The sequence below is a fragment of the Paenalicyclobacillus macrosporangiidus genome (genome assembly GCF_900116805.1).
In the GTDB taxonomy this organism is placed as follows: Bacteria; Bacillota; Bacilli; order Alicyclobacillales; family Alicyclobacillaceae; genus Alicyclobacillus_H; species Alicyclobacillus_H macrosporangiidus.
This window is the reverse complement of record NZ_FPBV01000016.1, coordinates 32,330-50,621: the sequence shown is the minus strand read 5'-3', so window position 1 is coordinate 50,621 and position 18,292 is coordinate 32,330. Positions and strand designations below refer to the sequence as shown.

General features: G+C 64.6%; 15 protein-coding genes. 5 read left to right on the top strand and 10 right to left on the bottom strand.

Translation table 11 applies throughout. From position 1 onward, the window contains the following. Nucleotides 1-110 precede the first annotated feature (110 nt). Nucleotides 111-479 carry a DUF488 domain-containing protein gene (locus BM357_RS13165; RefSeq protein WP_074954258.1) on the top strand — a complete coding sequence of 123 codons (369 nt, stop codon included), beginning with the start codon at nucleotides 111-113 and terminating at the stop codon, nucleotides 477-479. Nucleotides 480-520: 41 nt separating this feature from the next. On the opposite strand, the gene BM357_RS13160 is transcribed toward BM357_RS13165, so the two are convergent. From BM357_RS13160 to BM357_RS13145, 4 genes are all read right to left on the bottom strand, one after another. After that, nucleotides 521-904, bottom strand: a complete 384-nt coding sequence (locus tag BM357_RS13160; RefSeq protein WP_074954255.1) for a toprim domain-containing protein — start codon at nucleotides 902-904, stop codon at nucleotides 521-523. Between the two features lie 662 nt (nucleotides 905-1,566). Then, nucleotides 1,567-1,968: a hypothetical protein gene (locus BM357_RS13155; RefSeq protein ID WP_074954251.1), complete on the bottom strand. Its 402-nt coding sequence runs from the start codon at nucleotides 1,966-1,968 to the stop codon at nucleotides 1,567-1,569. Nucleotides 1,969-2,079: 111 nt separating this feature from the next. Continuing rightward, nucleotides 2,080-2,949 (bottom strand): UTP--glucose-1-phosphate uridylyltransferase GalU, encoded by an 870-nt coding sequence (galU, locus tag BM357_RS13150; protein WP_074954249.1) that lies wholly within the window; start codon nucleotides 2,947-2,949, stop codon nucleotides 2,080-2,082. 63 nt (nucleotides 2,950-3,012) lie between these two features. After that, on the bottom strand, nucleotides 3,013-3,660 hold the full coding sequence (locus BM357_RS13145) for an NUDIX hydrolase (protein ID WP_074954246.1): 648 nt from the start codon (nucleotides 3,658-3,660) through the stop codon (nucleotides 3,013-3,015). Nucleotides 3,661-3,843: 183 nt separating this feature from the next. Between BM357_RS13145 and BM357_RS13140 the strand changes: the two genes are divergently transcribed. After that, on the top strand, nucleotides 3,844-5,562 hold the full coding sequence (locus tag BM357_RS13140; RefSeq protein ID WP_074954243.1) for a PAS domain-containing sensor histidine kinase: 1,719 nt from the start codon (nucleotides 3,844-3,846) through the stop codon (nucleotides 5,560-5,562). Between the two features lie 143 nt (nucleotides 5,563-5,705). Here BM357_RS13140 and BM357_RS13135 read toward each other — a convergent pair whose 3' ends face one another. The 3 genes from BM357_RS13135 to BM357_RS13125 form a co-directional block, all read right to left on the bottom strand. Continuing rightward, nucleotides 5,706-6,680, bottom strand: coding sequence for a GGDEF domain-containing protein (locus tag BM357_RS13135; RefSeq protein WP_074954240.1), 975 nt, complete (start codon nucleotides 6,678-6,680; stop codon nucleotides 5,706-5,708). 123 nt (nucleotides 6,681-6,803) lie between these two features. Further along, nucleotides 6,804-8,531, bottom strand: coding sequence for an ABC transporter substrate-binding protein (locus tag BM357_RS13130; RefSeq protein ID WP_074954237.1), 1,728 nt, complete (start codon nucleotides 8,529-8,531; stop codon nucleotides 6,804-6,806). A gap of 345 nt (nucleotides 8,532-8,876) precedes the next feature. Continuing rightward, nucleotides 8,877-10,262, bottom strand: coding sequence for a sugar phosphate nucleotidyltransferase (locus tag BM357_RS13125; protein WP_074954234.1), 1,386 nt, complete (start codon nucleotides 10,260-10,262; stop codon nucleotides 8,877-8,879). A gap of 112 nt (nucleotides 10,263-10,374) precedes the next feature. Here BM357_RS13125 and BM357_RS13120 point away from each other — a divergent pair, with 112 nt between their 5' ends. After that, nucleotides 10,375-11,505 carry a glycosyltransferase gene (locus BM357_RS13120; protein ID WP_074954231.1) on the top strand — a complete coding sequence of 377 codons (1,131 nt, stop codon included), beginning with the start codon at nucleotides 10,375-10,377 and terminating at the stop codon, nucleotides 11,503-11,505. A gap of 133 nt (nucleotides 11,506-11,638) precedes the next feature. Then, on the top strand, nucleotides 11,639-12,853 hold the full coding sequence (locus BM357_RS13115; protein WP_245783995.1) for a glycosyltransferase family 39 protein: 1,215 nt from the start codon (nucleotides 11,639-11,641) through the stop codon (nucleotides 12,851-12,853). A 67-nt stretch (nucleotides 12,854-12,920) separates the two neighbouring features. Here the strand turns inward: BM357_RS13115 and BM357_RS13110 are convergent, their stop codons facing one another. Next, a complete protein-coding gene (locus BM357_RS13110; RefSeq protein WP_074954225.1) occupies nucleotides 12,921-14,096 on the bottom strand; it encodes an amidohydrolase in 1,176 nt (391 codons plus the stop codon). 266 nt (nucleotides 14,097-14,362) lie between these two features. Between BM357_RS13110 and BM357_RS13105 the strand changes: the two genes are divergently transcribed. Next, nucleotides 14,363-15,355: an LCP family protein gene (locus BM357_RS13105; RefSeq protein WP_083430504.1), complete on the top strand. Its 993-nt coding sequence runs from the start codon at nucleotides 14,363-14,365 to the stop codon at nucleotides 15,353-15,355. 22 nt (nucleotides 15,356-15,377) lie between these two features. On the opposite strand, the gene BM357_RS13100 is transcribed toward BM357_RS13105, so the two are convergent. Both BM357_RS13100 and BM357_RS13095 read right to left on the bottom strand, forming a co-directional pair. Next, entirely contained in the window at nucleotides 15,378-16,685 is a 1,308-nt protein-coding gene (locus BM357_RS13100) for a class D sortase (RefSeq protein ID WP_074954219.1), read from the bottom strand. A gap of 18 nt (nucleotides 16,686-16,703) precedes the next feature. After that, entirely contained in the window at nucleotides 16,704-18,122 is a 1,419-nt protein-coding gene (locus BM357_RS13095) for a GDSL-type esterase/lipase family protein (RefSeq protein WP_074954216.1), read from the bottom strand. Nucleotides 18,123-18,292 lie beyond the last annotated feature (170 nt).

The window sequence follows — 18,292 nt, the reverse complement described above, 5'->3', positions numbered from 1 at the left end:
GCGGATCGCCGGCGGTTGTCCGCATCGCGCCCCGTGCGCTACGATGGCAGCAAGAGCCTGTGCGGCGGACCTCACCCCGAGATTCGCGGTTGAAACGAGGAGGAACCCACATGAACGTCAGATTGAAGCGGGTGTACGATCCCCCGTCCCCGTCGGACGGCACGCGCATCCTGGTGGATCGGATGTGGCCGCGGGGCGTGAAAAAGGAGGACGCCCACATCCATCACTGGTGGAAAGACATCGCCCCCAGTCCGGAGCTTCGGAAGTGGTTCTGCCATCGGCCGGAACTCTATGACGCGTTTCGCGAACGGTACCGTTCGGAGCTGTTGGTGAATCCTGTGCAAAGGGGAAAATTGGAGGAACTGCGCCGGCTGGCAGATGAGGGACCCGTCACGCTGGTGTATGCCTCCAAAGATCCGGTGTACAACCACGCGCGCGTCCTGTTGGAAGTGGTGAACGGCATCCCCTTCCCAGAGTGAGAAGGGGATGCGCGGTTCGTCCATTTTTATTTGGAACACCCTCACAGCGGCGGTTCGCATCCCTCCGGCGTCATCAGCCACCGTTCGTCGACTGCGAAATGGGCGTCGTACAACACTTTGGCCAACACGTTGAGCGGGGTGCGCGCGACCTCCCGGTACACGCGGCGCGTGTACAGGTGTTTGGCATTGGGCAGCTCGTGCTGGAGCTGCCGGCGCAGCTTCATCCCCGGTTCATCGGCGTCCACCAGGATGTACACCTCCTCATCCTGCAACGGCAGGATGAGGTCCTCCAGCGTGGCGTAGCTCAGCGTCCCTCGTGTGCAGACGACCTGCACCGGTTCCTCCAACACCGCGAGCAGCCGGTCCCGGTCGCTCTTGCCTTCCACGATGATGACCTTGCGCGGCGTTCTCCCCCTGTGCCCCATCGCCTGTCCCCTTCCCGTCGGTTTCCGGCAGGCTCCAGTCGCCACCAGAGTTACCGACATGATACGTTTTCCCGCGGCGGCAGGCAACCGGCGGCCATCCGAGATGTCAGAGAGACCAGGGGCACGTCCACAGCTGGCGCATGTCCACCCGTTTTCTCCCCCATCCGCATACACTTGGCTCAGATGGACGGAGGAGGTGACATGCGGTGCAACGTGCACAACGGAAAAAGGGTCCGCATGCGGACATTCAGGCCGCACTTCACCACGGTTCAGCCGGGGTGGATGCGGAACCCTGCTTTCTCCCTCTGTTGCTGCTGCTCGGCGGCCTTTGGGGCGGTTCGCGGGCGCTGCGCGGAGGCGGGTGGAATCGGTTCGGTTCGACGGAAGGTTGGGGGCCGGGGCCCGGTCCCGGCATCGGCCCTGGCGGGCCCGGCATATATGGCGGACCCGGGATGTATGGCGGGCCTGGCGGGGGTGGCATGGGGACCTGGGGAGGCCCAGGAGGCCCTTGGAACGGATCGGGTTCGGGCGGACCCGGCGGGTGGTTCGGATTTTGACGAGATGCACCGGGACGGCCGGCGACGGGACGCGAGTCCGCGCCGTCCGCCCTTTCTGTCATGTCACAGGGGTGGCCGGGCAGGGGATCGCACCTCCATCCACGGTTATGGATGAAGGTCGGGTGCGCGAGTGGGCGATGGCCTGGTCGCAGCCGGGAAGGCGTCGGCGTAGAAGTCGTCGAGATAGGGGCGGGGCACCGGTTTGGTCAGCGCGCTGACGACGAAGAACATCACGAGATTGGCTATCAGCGCGACGAGGCCCGCGTTCCAGCCAGCGACAGGGTCATGCTGGGTCAGCACGAGATACGCCGTCACCCCCCAGCCGGTGATGAGCCCCGCCACCACCCCCTGCTTCGTCGCCCGCCGCCAGAACAGTCCACCGATGACGACCCGGAAAGCGGATTGGGCTGGGTGGCCAACGGATGGCCCAGCGGAGGCGGTCCCCCTCACGCACGTCGAAAACAGCGAACCGATCCCGGGATTCGCCCCCGGCCAGGACCTGCTCATCGTTGTGCCCGCCGCGCGCCATGATGAGGAGGGCCGTCCCGGCACCTCCGGGACGGCCCGCGGGCGCTCCTGCAAGCGGCCCGCGCCTTTTGGAACCGCCTCATTCCGCCCTCATTCCGCCGCCAACCGCTTAATCAGCCGTTTCACCGCGTCGCCGAGCACGGGTTGCTCCAGCGCCAGCTCCAACGTCGCCTCGATGAAGCCGAGCTTTTCTCCCACATCGTAACGCCGCCCCTCGAACTCATAGGCGTACAGGTCCTCCACGTGGGTCAGCTCGTTGAGCGCATCGGTCAACTGGATCTCGCCGTCCGCGCCGGTCTGGCCCCGCTCCAGGAATTCGAAGACCGTCGGCGACAGGATGTAGCGGCCGATGATGGCCAGCCGGGAAGGCGCATAATACGGAGCCGGTTTCTCCACCAACCCGCGGACCTTCGACAGCCGGGGGCCCACCCGTTCCGAATCCACGATGCCGTACCGGGACACCTGCTCCTGCGAGACGGTCTGCACGCCAATGATCGACCCGCCGCGTTCCTCGTAGACGTTTAGCAATTGCCGCAGGCAGGGGACTTCGCTTCGGACGATGTCGTCGCCGAGCAGCACCGCAAACGGCTCCGAACCGATGAACCGGCGCGCGCACCACACCGCGTGGCCGAGGCCGAGCGGCTGCTTCTGGCGGATGTAGTGGATGTTGGCCATGTCGGTGATGCGCCGGATCTCCTCGAGAACTTCCGGCTTCTCCTTGTTGGTCAACAGCTCCTCCAGCTCCACCGAGCGGTCGAAGTGGTCCTCAATCGCCCGCTTGCCTTTCCCCGTCACGATGATGATGTCCTCGATCCCGGAGGCGACCGCTTCCTCGACGATGTATTGGATAGTCGGCTTGTCCACAATGGGCAGCATCTCTTTGGGCATCGCCTTGGTCGCCGGCAGGAACCGCGTGCCCAATCCGGCGGCCGGGATCACTGCTTTTCGAATCGTTGCCATGAATTCATGTCCTTTCCGATCGCTTGGTTCAGTACAGACAAATCTCATCTTACCATATGTGTGTTACATTTGGTCTCGTACCAGTTCGAGAAAGTGCGTGAGGATCCGGGCTGTCATCCCCCAGATCACCCAACCGTCGACCTCGTAGAAATGAATGCGGCGGGTCCACCCCCGCCACGGATAGGACGGGCCGTGCGGAATCAGGTGAAATGGGAAATCGTCCGGCGGCGCCGGAACAAACGGCATCGAGACCACCCGGGGGGAGGTCTGCAGCAGCCGCTCGAGCGGGACCGTGAACACCTGTCCGACCTCGCCGGGATTCGGCCGCAGGCGCGCCGTGTCCAAGATGCGTCCGACGAACGGATGCACAATCACCTGCGGGGACGCGACCAGCACGTCGAGCGCCCCCAGACAGTCCACGTCCAAAGCCGCGATGCCGAGTTCCTCGCACGTTTCCCGCAGGGCCGTCGCGCGTTCATCCGGATCGTCCGGTTCACGGCGCCCTCCGGGAAAACAGATTTCACCGGCCTGGCGCCGGAGGGTCGCGGCCCGCTGTTCAAAGAGCACGGCCAGCTCCCCGCCCGCGTTCACCAAAGGCACGAGGACGGCCGCGTGCATCACCGGCTCCTCGGTGAGAATGCCCGGCTGGCGGGCCTCGAGGACCTTGCGAATGGCTGACGTCGCCGGATGCTCACGGGTTGATGCGTCCATGCCCACACCGCCTCGTTCACCAGAGGATTGTCTGCAGGATAGCACAACGCCGGGCTGCGGTGCACAACATGGCTTTTCCCCCGTTGCGCCAAACTGATAGAATGAATTGGACTGCTTTGGCAGGATTCATGTGGCGAACGGAATACCGCCAATCTGGGGGTTATCGCCATCGAGTCATTGGTCATGCGCTTGAAACAGAGGCTGACCAATCGCATACTGCCGCGGCCGCTGATGGCTGCGGGGGTCGTGTTTGCCGTCTTCACCGTTTCGGTCACCACGGCATTGGCGGTATCCATCCGGTACAACTACCAGCATATCACGCAGACGCTCCGGGTGCTCTCCAGCGTCGACCAGATGCAGTCCTCACTGGGTCAAGAGAACAGCGCGCTGCGCGTGTTTGCCTGGAACCGGGATCCTGCCTCTCTTCAGACTCTGCGCGCGGCGCACGCGGTGTTTTCGGATGCTGCACAGGCGCTGATGCAAGCCGTACCTGCCGATTCGCCGCTCTCGACAGCCGCACAGCGGGCCATCGCGGCCGGAACCGGATGGCATGAGCGATTCGCGGCGGAGGCGGCGAACCACGGTACCCTCCCAAGAGATTTCAATCCGCTCGCCAGCGAGGGAGCCTTTTCTGAATTTAGGAAATTGTGCCAAACAGTTCGAACAGAGGCCGAAGCGCGCGTCCAGGAGGAACAGGCGGTGTGGTGGCGCCGCGTGTGGTGGACGTTCGCTGGGTTTGCCGCCGCCATCTCGTTGCTGGGGGCTGGACTCGCCCTGAGTGTAGCGCGGGAGATTCGGGCCCGCCGCCGCACCGAGCAGGTGCTGCGCCAAACCTACCGCAATCTGGAACTCGCCCAACGCGTGGCGGGCATCGGCAGTTGGACCTGGGACATTCGGAGCAACCGGCACACCTGGTCCAATGAGACGCTGCGCATCTACGGCCTATCCGAACAACAATTCACCGGCACGGACGATGCGTTCTTGGGCTTGGTCCATCCGGACGACCAAGGTCGCATCCGGGAGATGTTGCAGCGGCTCCGGCAGCACGGCCGCGGCGAAGGAGAGTTCCGCATCGTGCGCCCGGATGGTGTGGAGCGCATGGTGTGGTGGCGAGCGGAGGTGGCCACCGATGCGGCAGGCCTGCCCGCCTGCGTGGTCGGTACGGTTCAGGACATCACCGACCGCAAGCGCACGGAGGAGCTCCTGGTGAAGTCCGAAAAACTGGCGACGGTGGGGGAGCTGGCCGTCAGCATCGCCCACGAGATCCGCAATCCGCTGACCACCCTGAAAGGCTTTCTGCAGTTGTTGCCGGGCACCCCTGTGGAAGCGCACGGCCAGTACGTCACCATCATGCTGGACGAACTGACCCGCATCGAAATCATCCTGCACGAATTGCTGCTGCTGGCCAGACCTCAGAAAACCGAGTACGCACCGGTGGACGTCGCGGGTGTGGTCCGCCAGGCCATCGCCCTGTTGGAACCTCAGGCGGTTCACCAGGGGGTCCGCGTGATGACCCATCTTTCGCCCGCCACGCCTCCGGTGTGGGGGCTCCCCTACCGCATGGAGCAGGCGTTGGTGAACGTGTTCAAGAACGGGATTGAAGCGATGCCGGACGGAGGGCGGTTGGCCATTCGGCTGTGGGCTTCCGGCGGGCACGTCTGGGTATCGTGCACGGACGAAGGGGTGGGGATGCCGAAAGAACGCATCTCCAAGCTGGGCGAGCCGGTGTACAGCACAAAAGAGAAAGGAACCGGACTCGGATTGGTCGTCACTTACAAAATCGTGGAGATGCACCGGGGCCGGATTCACGTGGACAGCACGCCGGGCCGCGGGACGACGGTCACCATCGGTTTTCCCGCAGGCCCGCGTCCCGATGGACAGCCGGCTCCCCCGTCTCGGTGACTCAGCCTTGAGCTCAGTCAGGTTCGTGGAGATCGGTGCATCTGCACACCTGTCCATGATTTGCAAGTCCCCGCTCCGCGCAGGCCAGACGCGCCGGTCTCACGCGTTGGCCCGGTGCCAATGCGGATCCCCGCCATCCGGGCTCATTCCAGCCCTCCGCTGGCCGCTGCCACCTCTCCCGAAGCCGGGCCCACGGCATGGACGCGCACGCAGTTCCGAACGCCCTTGGCCTCGTACAACGCACGGTCCGCGGCGTCAAACAAGGCCTCCGGTTGCAACTTCGGCTTCTCCATTCGGGCGATCCCGCAGGACACCGTGACGGGCAGTTCACACAGGCGGGTCTGTTCCAACCCGATGCGGATTCGCTCTGCGAGCGTGACCGCGTCCTTCAGAGCCAGATTCGGTTGCACAATTATGAACTCCTCGCCGCCGTACCGGCTGACCACCCATGGGTCCGCCACATCTTGAATGCATCGGGCGGCCTTGCGCAGAACCTCATCGCCCGCACGGTGACCGAGAGTGTCGTTGACTTCCTTGAAACGATCCAAATCCAGAATGATCAGTGTGACACTGGACACGCGCGGGTCCTTCAAAAGTTCATTCAGTTTGTACCGAAAGTACCGGACATTGTGCAAACGGGTCAACTCGTCGTAGATGGAAAGCTGGCGGTACTCGTAGAATTTGGACGCAACCTCGTAGATTTGGAGGCACAGGATCACGCAGCCGCCGAGGAGCGTCAGGATACGAACGGGATCGAATTCGTTGGAATGTCTGGACAACAGCGCCAGTGCCACCGTCAGTTGCACACCGAAAAACGCCATGCCAAGACGCGGGTCCGCCCGCATGGAGATGCAACTTGAGATGATGAGTGCGTACAGCGTGGTCTCCAGGACCCGGTGCGGTGCGGCGGGAAACATGGCCATCGTAGCTGCGGTGTTGAGGATCATGATGAGATAGAACCGCCACAATGGCCGGGGACGGAGGTAGACCGTGGCGAGCGTCAGCACGACGCTGCAGAACACCAAAGCGGCGAGCGGCCAGTTGCCCGCCCGCAGCAACAACACCACGCCTCCCGCAGACACGGCGGCCGCGGCCAACATCACCTTCTGCTGCTTCATCCAGCTCAGAACACACCACCACCTGCCGGCTTGACCCTCGACGACACGACGCGAGCGCAAACAAACGGGAGGCGGGCTCCCTGTACAGGAGTCCCACCTCCCACCCGGCCGCCGAAGCGAAGGTTATTGCTTCACCCACCACTCGTGCGGATTCACAGGGCCGGTCGCCGTCCAATCGTTGCTCGGAATCTGCAAGTTCGTGGTGTACGCATAGATATCGTCGGGCTGATACAGGAAGATGTACGGCACCTGCTGGTTGTAGTACACTTCCCACTGCACGAACGCCTGCTTGCGCGCGTTCTTGTCGAACGCCGCCTCGCTCGCGGTGGCGTTGATGAGCTCGTCGTTCTTCGGATCGTTGAAGCGCGGATAGTTGTACGCCGCCTTCGAATCGTACATGCCCCGCGGATCCGGGTCCACCGACAGGCTCCAGCCCATGAGCCACATGTACAGGTTCTTGTCGTCCGTCTGGACCTTCTTCGCCAGCGCGTCGAAGTCCTGCGGCTGATGCAGCTCGATCTTGAGATGCACCTTGGCCAAGTCCTGCTGGATGGCCGTCGCGGAGGCCATGCGCACCGTGTTGCCCAGCGGATAGTCGAGCGGGATGGAGTCCTTGCCCGTCACCGGGTCGATGCGCCAGCCGTTCGGTCCGATCTTCCATCCGGCCTTGTCGAGCAGTTCGTTCGCCTTGTCCGGGTCATACTTGTATTCGTTCAGGCCGTCCGCCGGGGTCGCCGCCGCCCAGCTGACATCCGGAACCGGCGTGTTCAGCACTTTGCCGTAGCCCTTCAGCAGACCGTCCACAATCGCCTGGCGGTTGATGCCGTACATCAGGGCCTGGCGGAAGTCCTGGTTGAATTCTTTGTGATACAGTTTCAGGCCGAGGTACTGGTAGCTCAACGACGGCATCGGCAGAACCTTCACGGTCTGAATCTGCTTCAGCTTGTCGACGTCCGTCGGCTTGAGCGCGGACTGCAACACCAGGTTGACGCTCCCGTTGGCGAGCAGTCCCGGCAACACGTCGGCGCTGACCGTCTTGAAGGTGATGTTCTGAATGTGCGGCTTCCCGCGGAAGTAGTTGTCGTTGCGGGTCATCTCGACCGAATCCTGGCCGTTGACCTTGACGAATTTGTACGGGCCGTCGGTGACGGTCGGCATCTTGTCAAATTCCGATGTGATGAAGTCCTTGAGCGGCACATTCTCCAGCGCGTGCTTCGGCATCGGCTGCAGCACCGCGATGTCGGACCACAGCACGGCCGCGTCCACCTGCTTGAAAGTGATCTTGAACGTCTTGTCGTCGACCTTCTGGAAGCCGCCCGTCTCGTCAAACGACTTCTTCTTGCCGTTCAGGATGTCGTCATAACCGACGACCAGGGAGACCAGGTACCCGTAGGAGCCCTGCAGCGTGGTGTTGTACTCCTTGGACGCGAGCACATTCATGGTGAACAGCACGTCGTCCGAGGTCACCGGCTTGCCGTCGGTCCAGTTGGCATTCGGATCGAGGTTGACCGTGAGGGTCTTCTTGTCGTCCGACCAGGAGTACGATTTCATCAGGTCGGGCACGAAGTTCAGGTTGTTGTCGATGGTCATCAGCGGATCGAACGCAAAACCGACGATGTTGTTCGTGTACAGATCGCTCGGGATGTGCGGAATGAACGTCGTGTCGTACTTGGTCGCCTGGCCGATGACGATGCTGCCGCCGTCCTGCGCGCCGCTGGCTGCTCCCGTCTCGTTGCCTGTCCCGTTGCCGGCGGTGTTCGAGGTCGTGCCGCCGCCGCAGCCCGCGACCAACATGGTCAGCGACGCAGCCAAGGCCATGGTGGCCATGCCGGCTTTCGTCAACTTCTTCATCTCTGCGCCCCCTTCTTCCTGCTCAAAAGGTTATCTTCATCACCCCGCGGCCCCCGGGTCCTGGGCACAACCATGCCCGCCGGCCGGTGATTGCCGGAAGCGATGGGAACCATGTGAAAGCTGTGCCGCCCAAGACCAGACGCCGGCTGGGCACACGGACTTTCGAAGTCCTATATTCTGCGATATTTTGTATTTTCCTGCTCGCTCACGCCAAGATTCGATAAAAATTTTGCCCATGTGGCAGTTCGATTATCGGCCATCGGCCAAGAAGGTCTGGCCGAAGTACGTACGGGCCGGCCCCGCGCCGAAGATACCGCACTTTTCGCGGCCCGGCGCGCCACACCTTCAGCCCGAATGGTCGCGGCGTACCCCCGCGCCGCAGTGCCGCCGGATTTCCTCCCACGTCAGATAGCGGCGGACGATGTCTTCCTCTACCAGCTCCGAACCGCGCTGCACCTCGATGAGCTGCAGACGCGTACGGGCACGGATGGCGTGCCACTGCTCGGCGTAGACGCGGACCACGTCCCCCGGCCCCACCGGCAGGATGCGGTCGTCCAGCGCCACCTCGCCCTCTCCGTCCGTGATGGTCCACACCTCGCTGCGCTTGAGGTGCTTCTGGTAGCTGATGTTGTGCCCGGGCCAGATCTCGACCGACCGGACGACCATCTCCGTACCGTCCGGCAACTTTTGCACATCGAGGACCCGCAGCGTGCCCCACCGGCGCTCCTCGTACATCGGACGGCCGTCGTAGGCGCCGACGACATCCTTGAGGCCCGCCGACATCGCTTTGTCGGCGACGAGGATGCCATCCGGGGCCGCGACCACCACCGCATCGCGTAGCCCCATCGCGACCAATGGAATCCCCAGCTCGTTGACCACATGGGTGTTCTCGCATGCCACCGCCTGCCCGATGCCCGCAAAAGATTGCTCCATCTCCGACGACAGGGCGTTCCAGGTGCCGAGGTCTTTCCACGTGCCGTCGTAACGGCACACGACGACCGACGCGGCCTTTTCGACCACCTCGTAGTCAAAACTACGCTTCGGCAGGCTGTGAAAGAACTCCCGCATCGCCTCAAACCCTTCCGGCGCGCCGAGGCCCGCCAAGAGGTCCAGCATGTAACCCAGCCGAAAGCAGAACACGCCGCAGTTCCACAGCGCACCGTCCCGGATCAAGACCTCCGCCCTGGCGGTTTCGGGCTTTTCCTCAAAAGCGTCCACCCAACGCCAATCGCGTCCGTCTCCTCCCGGGCGAACGCGGATATAGCCGAATTTGCTGGTCGGCTCCGTCGGCGCGACGCCGAGCAAAGCCAGGTCGGCGCCCGATTCGACCAGTGCCCCGGGAAGCCGGCGAATGGCTTGGAAGTAGGCGTCGTCCACGAAATGATCGACAGGCATCACGACGATCACCTCGTCCCGGGTGCACCCCGCCTGGTCCCGCAGGTAGGTGCAGGCAAGGGCGATGGCCGGAAACGTGTCCCGCCGGGCCGGCTCCTCGATGAACGGGACATCCCCAATCTGGGCGGAGATGATCTCCCACTGGGCCTTCGATGCACACACGTAAGCGTCCTGTTGCAGGCCGGCGCGGTCCAATTGGTCCCACATGCGCTGCAGCATCGACACCACCCGTCCGTCCGAACCGGTCAGGACCTTGAGGAACTGCTTGGACCGACTCTCGTTCGACAGCGGCCACAACCGCTTCCCCGATCCACCCGACAACAGCACGAGTTTCATGCAGCCATCCTCCTTCCCGTCAAACCCGGCCGTTCCGTGCTTGCGCCGGTGGTATAATAGACGCGATCTCCGTGATCTTACCATACAACGGTGGAAATGAGGCACTTTTGCCATGCACCTGAGCATCGTCATCCCGACGTTCAACGAGCGGGAGAACGTACGCACCATCACGCGGCGAATCCACAAGGCCCTGGAGGGCGTGGACGAGCCCTATGAAATTTGGTTCATCGACGACAGCCGGGACGACACCCCGCAGGTGTTGGCCGAGCTGGCGCAGTCGGATCCCCGCGTGCATTATGTGCACCGGGAGGGGGGCCGCGGTCTGGCGACCGCCGTCGTGGAGGGCTTTCGCCGTAGCCGCGGCCGGTACATCGTCGTCATGGACGCAGACCTCCAACATCCGCCGGAGCTGTTGCCCACCATCCTCTCCCGGTTGAACGAAGGCATTGACATCGTCATCCCAAGCCGTTTCGTCCCGGGCGGTTCCGACGGGGGACTGAATGTATTCCGCAAGTGGGTGTCCTGGACCGCCCGCACCATCGGCCGCCTGGCGGTGCGCCGCCTGCGCGGGATCTCGGACTGCACGGGGGGTTACTTCGGCCTGCGCCGGGACGTCATCGACGGGGTCGAACTCGATCCCATCGGATGGAAAATCCTGATGGAAGTCCTGGTCAAGGGCCGCTACGAGACGGTGCACGAGATCCCGTACGCGTTTGTGGCGCGCGAAGCGGGCGAATCGAAGATGAGCCTGGCGGAACAGTGGAATTATCTTCGCCACGTCGCCCGCCTGGTCTGGAGCAGCCCGGAGGACCGGCGTTTCTACGTGTACTGCATGGTCGGTTCGCTCGGGGTCGTCGTCAACACCGCGGTCATGAGCCTCCTCCTGTACGGCTTGCATCTGCATGCGACCCTCTCCTCCGTCATCGCGTCGCTGGTGGCGATGGCGCACAACTTTTTGTGGAATGATCGCGTCACCTGGCGTGCCCATGCCCACCCGGTGCGGTGGCGGCGGGCGCTGCAGGCGCCGTTGTTCGCCTTGGTGTCCGCCAGCGGGATCGCCGTGACCGCGCTCTTCGTGCAGTTGTTCCTCTGGCTGCACTGGCCACCGCTCATCGGACAGTGGACCGGCATCGTGGTGGCGACCGGTTGGACGTTCACAGCCAACAACCGCTGGACGTGGACACCCCATGATGAAGAGGGGCGGCAATTGCGCCGCCAACGGGTGCGCATCACCCACGAGTGACCAGGGGATCCCCTGGAAAGAAGGAGCGGATGAATCCATGGCCATGGTTGGGCCCGATGCGCTCCTCCGGGGAACCCCCCCGGAAGGGCGAGTCCATTGGCGTGTCCTCGGCGGACTGGTTGCCTTGAACATCATGGTGCGGACCGTGTGGCTGTTGTACATGCATCCGCCACAGTACGGCGACTTCGACTGGTATTTCACGCGAGCGGCCGAACTGGCCGAGGGCAAGGGTTACGTGTGGAACGGGCATTTCACGGCCTACTGGCCCATCGGCTGGCCGCTGTTTTTGTCTCTGATCCTGCGCCTGACCGGGCCCCACATCACGGCGGGGTTGGTGACGAACGCGGTCCTGAGCATCGTGATTGTCGTCCTGGTATACCTCGTCGCCCTGCAGGTGTTTTCGTCGCAGCGCATCGCGGCCACCGCCGCGTTGCTGTACACGCTGCTGCCGAGCCACATCCTGTGGAACGCGGTGTTGGGCTCGGAGGAGCTGTTCACCGTGCTCCTGATGCTCTGGCTGTCGTTGTACCTGCGAAGCGACCGGGCCTCCGGGCGCCAGGCTGCGGGCTGGGTGTTCGCCGCCGGGGCCGCGCTTGGACTCAGTTGCATCGTCCGGCCGATTCCGGTTCTGTTCCCTGCCGCGCTCTTCGTGTACGAGCGATGGATCCGCCGCCGTTCGTGGCGGACGGCGGGGTGGCGCGTGCTGGCCACCGCCGCGGCCATGGGCGTGGCCATCTTGCCGGTGACGGTGCGAAACGCCCTGAAGATGGGCCATTTCATCCTGATATCGACCAACGGCGGCGTCAACCTGTGGCAGGGCACACACATTGACGGCGGCTACTACTGGAGCTGGAATTTCTGGGAAAACCCGTTATTGGCCGCCCACGGCGACGAAGTCCTGCAAGATGAGATCGGCAAACAGGCGGCCCTGCAATACATCACCGCCCATCCGGTCATCTGGCTCTACCACGGACTCATCAAGATCACCGATTTGTACAAGGACGACGTCAACGCGGTCTGGTACACCTTTCACATGGTGTCCCACGACGGAGGCGTGGTGTGGGCCTGGAACCTCATCTGCAACGCAGGGTACTGGATCTTCATGGCGTTGTGCGCCTTGGGCGTGATGGGCTTAATCCGGGTCCGTTTCACCGGTTGGCGGACCCTCCTGTTGCCGTTCACCTACGTGGTGTACAACTCGCTCGTCTTCATCGCCTTTCCCGCGTGGGACCGGTTCCGCTACCCCCTGATGCCGTCTTTCGCCCTGCTGGCTGGCTGCGGGCTGGCGTGGGCCCTGGGATGGCTGCGCAGCGGACTCCCCGGGCACCTGCGCGCGAACCGCCAGTGAGCCGGCGGGAAACCCGACCTCCACGCACGTTCCGGCGCCCGGTTCCCTCTCGATGGCGTTTTTCACCTCAGCCGAGAAACGCCAACGCCGCGGTCACGAACATCGCCACCCCGTTTTGCAGCGCCGCCTCGTCGATGGTGAAGCGCGGGTGATGATGCGGAAAGTCCGACGCGAGCGCCGGGTTGGCGCTGCCTGTGTAGAAGTAGCAGCCCGGCACCCGTTCGGCGAAGGCGGAAAAGTCCTCGCCGACCATCAGGGGATCCATGTCGATCACGTTGTCCGCCCCCACCACCTGCTCCGCGATGGCGCGCATACGGGCGGTGAGTTCCGCGTCGTTAACGACGGAAGCGTAGCCTCGCTCGTATTCGAACTCGATTTTCGCCCCGTACATCACCTCGAGACCGTCGAGCAGGCGGCGCATCTGCGCCGGGACCTCATCGCGCAGCGCCGGGTTGAGCGAGCGCACGGTGCCGACCAATTCGGCCATGTCGGGGATGATGCTGTCGGCGGTGCCCGCGTGGAATTCGCAGACGCTGACCACCAGCTTGTCGAGCGGATCCGTGAAACGGCTGACGATGTGTTGAAACGTGTTGACAATCTGCGCGCCGATGACAATCGGATCGACCGTCTCGTGCGGCATCGCGCCGTGGCCGCCGCGGCCGCGCACGCGGATGCGGAACACGTCGGGCGCCGCCGTCACGGCCCCCGCGCGCACCCCGATCTTGCCGGTCGGGAACTGGGCCGCCAGGTGGGTGCCGATGACGAGATCGACCCCGTCCAACACGCCCGCCTTGACCATCTCCTGAGCCCCGCCCGGGAACTGCTCCTCCGCATGCTGGAAGAGGAAGCGAACCTCCCCCTGCAGAGCGTCGCGGTGCTCCATCAGGATCTTCGCGGTCCCGAGTAGCATCGCGGTGTGGCCGTCATGGCCACAGGCGTGCATCACACCCGGGCGCTTGGACCGGTACGGGAAGGTGTTCTCCTCCTCAATCGGCAGCGCGTCCATGTCGGCGCGAATGGCGAGGGTCTTGCCCGGCTTCGCGCCGCGCAGCCGGGCCACGACGCTGGTCGGGGTCGGTCGCTCAATCTCGGTGTATCCCATGGCAGCCAGTTGATCATGCACAAACCGGGAGGTCTCCACCTCCTGGAACGAGAGCTCGGGGTTTTCATGCAGATGCCGCCGCCATGCTACCAACTGCTCCGCGATGGCGGAGACGGCCGATGAAACGTCGATGGTGTGCACGGACACGCCTCCTCACGTGCGCGTCCTCCACGCCGGATCCCCGTCCGGCTGGGACGCGTATCCCAATCCTTTTTTGCACGAATTCATGGTAACCCAAGAAGAGTCCGTCCGCCAGGGACGCACATCCGGTTCGTATTTGCCAGCGCCGCTGGATATCCTGTAAGCGATGGATATGATGTAAGCAGAGACGAGCGCCGCTCCCGGTCTGCCCGAACCCGCTTGGGTCCCGGACGCGGCTCAACCCGCCAGGAGGACGTATGGACGACATGCGCGGACCTTCCCATCCCGGTGGCAGCGCCCGGGTGCACCCGGCGCTGCGCGCCCTCGCCATCCTCATTTGCCTGTCCGTCGCCGCGGTGGCGGCGTTCGGCGGATACAAGTATTACACCCTGCGGCCGATGTATCACTTTCAGACGGTGCCGGTGGTCAACGGTCCGCCGGAGGTGCCATCACAGGCTTCTTTCAACGTGCTGCTCGTCGGGTCGGACCAGCGACCGGGCGACGCCGCCGGGCACTCCGACTCGCTGCTCCTGGTGCACGTGGACCTGCGGGACACACGGTTCAACGTACTCAGCATCCCGCGCGACACCCGCGTGTACATGGACGGCCATGGCTACACGAAACTGACCAGCGTGCAGTACGTGGCGCAAGCGGAACTGGGAAAGATCCCGGGCATCGAGCGGGCGGTGGCGGCGGTGGAGAAACTCACGGGCGTCAACGTCAACTACTACGCGGTGACGAACTACTGGGGCCTGCAGAGTCTGGTGGACGCGGTGGGCGGCATCGAGATGAACGTGCCGTTCGATGTGCGGTTGACCCATCCCTGGTATCCGGAGGACCGGGGCAAGGTGATCCGAAAAGGGCTGCACACCCTGGACGGGAAGATGGTCACCGAGGTGGTCCATGAACGGGATTCCCTGCCGCAGGGCGACTTCAGCCGCCAGAAGCTGCAGGAGGAGGCGCTCAAGGGCATTGCCCGCGCGCTCCTGCGGCCGAGCGGAATCGTGCACTTGCCGGAGTTCATCCAGCGCTTGCCGGACTTTCTCATCGCGACGAACATGTCGAACGACGACATCCTCAGCCTCGCGCTGGCGGCACGCAGCGTCGATCTCGACACCCAAGTCCACTACTACCAGGTCGAAGGCGAATCCCACTCGTTGTACGACGACATCCTGGGCCAGCGCAACGACCAGTTCGTGCCCAACCTGGAACAACTGCATCAGGTGACAAAGGCGCACTTTGCCACGGGAACGGAGTAAGGCCTCAGTGCCCCTCGCGTGGTCAAGAGGCGTCCCATATGAGCTGACCGAGGCGCATGACTCCGTGCGCGTCGACCGACGCGGCGACGTGCAGGGTCCAGCGCTGGCCCGCAATCGTCAGCTCTACGGACGCGGCGGCGGACTGCAGGCGTTCCCCCTCCACCCCCAGGGTCACCTCGAACGAGCCGGTGTACTGGAGGTCGCTGAGGGAATGGCCGAAGAGCGGATTTCCCATCTCGGCGCCCGCCAACAGCCGCTGCAGATCCTCCCGCTTGCCTTCGGCGCTGGCGTGCACGTACGCCATCGTCAGCTGCACCAGCGTGTTGACGGCAGACAGGGGCCGCTCACTCGCAATGAAAGCGGCGGAGGGATGGCCGGTGTATCGCAGGTGGCCCATCGGCAGGCCGTTGGCGGACAGGGTCAGGCCCTCGCGGGCGAGGTCGGCCGGGACCACGGCGCGGTACGGATCGTCTGCCGGAGGCCACTCGGCCACCGCGGTGGATCCCGTGGCATCCGGTGCGCCGCCGGCCGGGCCTGAAGCGGCCCCGGGCGGTGGTGCGCTGGCTGGGGATCCGCCGGCCGCACGATCGCCGGTCTGTTCCACCCGCACCAGGGACGCGCTGACGAGGTAGCGCTCCTGCGTCAGGTAGAGAGCGTCGAGGGGATAGCACGTCTCAAGGACCAGTGTGGGGAGCGCGGTGTTCATCAGCGGATCGCCGGTGCGTACGACGCGGCTGCCGGTGACCTGGTACACCCACCGGCCGCCGGCCGTCCACACCGTCACCTCGGCCCCGGGCCGCAGCGCGTCGAGATGGCGGAACCAGGTGGCGTTGTGCGCCGCGATCACGCTGACCCCCGCCTCCCCGGGCATGGCGCTGCCGGTCAAGTGACCGGCGCCGGCGTTGAGCTCGGCGTCGTCGGTGCCTTCCAGGAGGGGCACCGTGATCGACAGGGATGGAATGGCGATCCCGCCGATCAGCCGGCCTGGTCCGGGTGCGGCCAGGGGCAGGGTCGTGGTCATGGGGACGGCGGCGGGAAGTGCGGCGCCGGTACCGTGCGCCGCCACGCCGTTCGGGCCGCCGTCCGCCGGTTGCACCGGGGAAGTTCCCATGGCCTCCGCCTGCTCCAGAAGGGAGGCGCCGTGGAGCTTCGTCTCGACGTACACCCAGAGGGGCTGCGCGGCCACGGCCAGGCCCGCCGCGATCAGACCCATGCCTGCGACAGTCCCGATACGTCTGCACCACACCCATCGCCCGAGCTCCGTTCGCCACGCTGCGGCTCCGATGCCCCTTCGCCGCAGGGAGGCCCGCAAGCCCATGCGCCAAACCACGCCTCTTCCCTCCCCTGCTCACGCGCGCTGCCGGCGGCTGGCAGCCACCAAACCGATCCCGCCGCCGACGAGCAGGATGGCCAAGCCGAGGTCCGGCCACAACGGCAGTCCGGTCACAGGAGATGTGCCGCCGGGCACCGTCTGCGCCACCGGAGCCACGATGACGTAGTCCGCGCCGGCTTTGCCGGGAATGACGGCTTTTCCGGCAGTGACCTTGGCCCCTGCCACCGGAGTCAGCACGTCACCGGTGATCTGAAACACCGCCGCGCCCGGGGGGATGGCGGGATTTTCGACGGTGAGCGTGTACGGTTTCTGGAAGGTGACGAAGGACATGAAGTTGACGCCGACCTCCGCAATGGCCCTCTGCCGGCTGGACAACAATGGCGCGACGGCGGTGGCCGGCCCGCTGGTGACGTCGGCCTCGCTGCCCAGGGCGATCGCGCTGGCCGGCACGGTCAAGCTCACGCGGCTGCCATTGAGAGTGCCCGAGAGGGTGCTGCCTGCGGGGGAGACGGTTCCCGCGATCAACTGCACCGGCCCGTTCGGGCGGGCCCCGTTGGAAGTCCCGTTGGAGCTGCCGCCGGATCCTTCACTCGATCCGGGACCGAACGCCCCGAGCGCCCGCAGGGCTGACTCTCCGGCCTGGGCGAGAACCGCCTGCCCGGAGGCGGTGGGGTGCACGTCGCCCTGCGCCACCCGTACGTACTCGGTCTGCTTGCCGGCGAACGCCGTGTGCACGTCGGCGAGGGCAACCCTCGGTACGGATTGGGCGGCCTTGGCGATAATGGCGTTCTCGGCTTGTTCAAACTGTTCGGTCACGGTGTTCAAGCCGGTCCCGGGCGGGAACGGATTGTAGAGATTGTAGAGATTGTACAGGACGATGGGAGCCTGCGTCTGGCTGCGCAGGGTGGTCAGGATGCTGGTCAGGTTGACGCCGAACTGCTGGATGGCCTGGGTGAACTCGGCCTGCTGTTCCGGCGTCACGGTGACAGGCGCGGTCGGATCCTTCTGAGCCGCGTCGAGCAGGTGCATCTGCCCGGCCAGGCGGAGGAGGTCGTTGCTGCCGATGTCCAGCGTGATCGCAGTGGCGCCCTGCACGGCCCGCGCAAAGTTTGGGGTCCCGAGGGCGACGCGCAGGTCGTCGGAGGTCCAGCCGGGGACGCCCAGATCGGAGATGGTGTAGCCGGTGTCTCGCCCGATGAGGTATGGGAACGCCGAATGCGATGGCCTGGTGTTGCCGCTGGTGTCCGTGAGATTGTAGCCAAACGTGATGGAGTCGCCGAGCGCGACCAGAACGCCCTCCTGGGGCTGTTGGACGGCCGCGGACGCGATGGCCTGGGCGAGTATCCCTGACCCCGACACGACCGCCGGAGCGACCACCGTGAAGGCGCCTGCCAACGCCGCAGCAGTGGCCTGACCAATGCGTGTGATGTTCATCCCCCGGTTTCCTCCTCTGCCCGAACGCCGTGGTGGTGGATGCCCGTCTTGGGCGGATGTTCTTGCGCACCTCGGCTTCCGGTCTATTACATTCCTTCTCTATCATACGTTGGCAGGTGATATGTTGCAAGATTGCGAAAATCGGAAGGAGGTTACATCCCCTTTATTAT

Excerpts from the sequence above, each read along its gene's own strand:
- BM357_RS13165 (WP_074954258.1), top strand. The coding sequence starts at position 111 with ATGAACGTCAGATTGAAGCGGGTGTACGATCCCCCGTCCCCGTCGGAC.
- BM357_RS13120 (WP_074954231.1), top strand. The coding sequence starts at position 10,375 with ATGCACCTGAGCATCGTCATCCCGACGTTCAACGAGCGGGAGAACGTA.
- BM357_RS13105 (WP_083430504.1), top strand. The coding sequence starts at position 14,363 with ATGCGCGGACCTTCCCATCCCGGTGGCAGCGCCCGGGTGCACCCGGCG.
- BM357_RS13155 (WP_074954251.1), bottom strand. The coding sequence starts at position 1,968 with ATGAGCAGGTCCTGGCCGGGGGCGAATCCCGGGATCGGTTCGCTGTTT.
- BM357_RS13125 (WP_074954234.1), bottom strand. The coding sequence starts at position 10,262 with ATGAAACTCGTGCTGTTGTCGGGTGGATCGGGGAAGCGGTTGTGGCCG.
- BM357_RS13115 (WP_245783995.1), top strand. The coding sequence starts at position 11,639 with ATGGTGCGGACCGTGTGGCTGTTGTACATGCATCCGCCACAGTACGGC.
- BM357_RS13140 (WP_074954243.1), top strand. The coding sequence starts at position 3,844 with ATGCGCTTGAAACAGAGGCTGACCAATCGCATACTGCCGCGGCCGCTG.
- BM357_RS13095 (WP_074954216.1), bottom strand. The coding sequence starts at position 18,122 with ATGAACATCACACGCATTGGTCAGGCCACTGCTGCGGCGTTGGCAGGC.
- BM357_RS13130 (WP_074954237.1), bottom strand. The coding sequence starts at position 8,531 with ATGAAGAAGTTGACGAAAGCCGGCATGGCCACCATGGCCTTGGCTGCG.
- BM357_RS13135 (WP_074954240.1), bottom strand. The coding sequence starts at position 6,680 with ATGAAGCAGCAGAAGGTGATGTTGGCCGCGGCCGCCGTGTCTGCGGGA.
- BM357_RS13145 (WP_074954246.1), bottom strand. The coding sequence starts at position 3,660 with ATGGACGCATCAACCCGTGAGCATCCGGCGACGTCAGCCATTCGCAAG.
- galU (WP_074954249.1), bottom strand. The coding sequence starts at position 2,949 with ATGGCAACGATTCGAAAAGCAGTGATCCCGGCCGCCGGATTGGGCACG.
- BM357_RS13160 (WP_074954255.1), bottom strand. The coding sequence starts at position 904 with ATGGGGCACAGGGGGAGAACGCCGCGCAAGGTCATCATCGTGGAAGGC.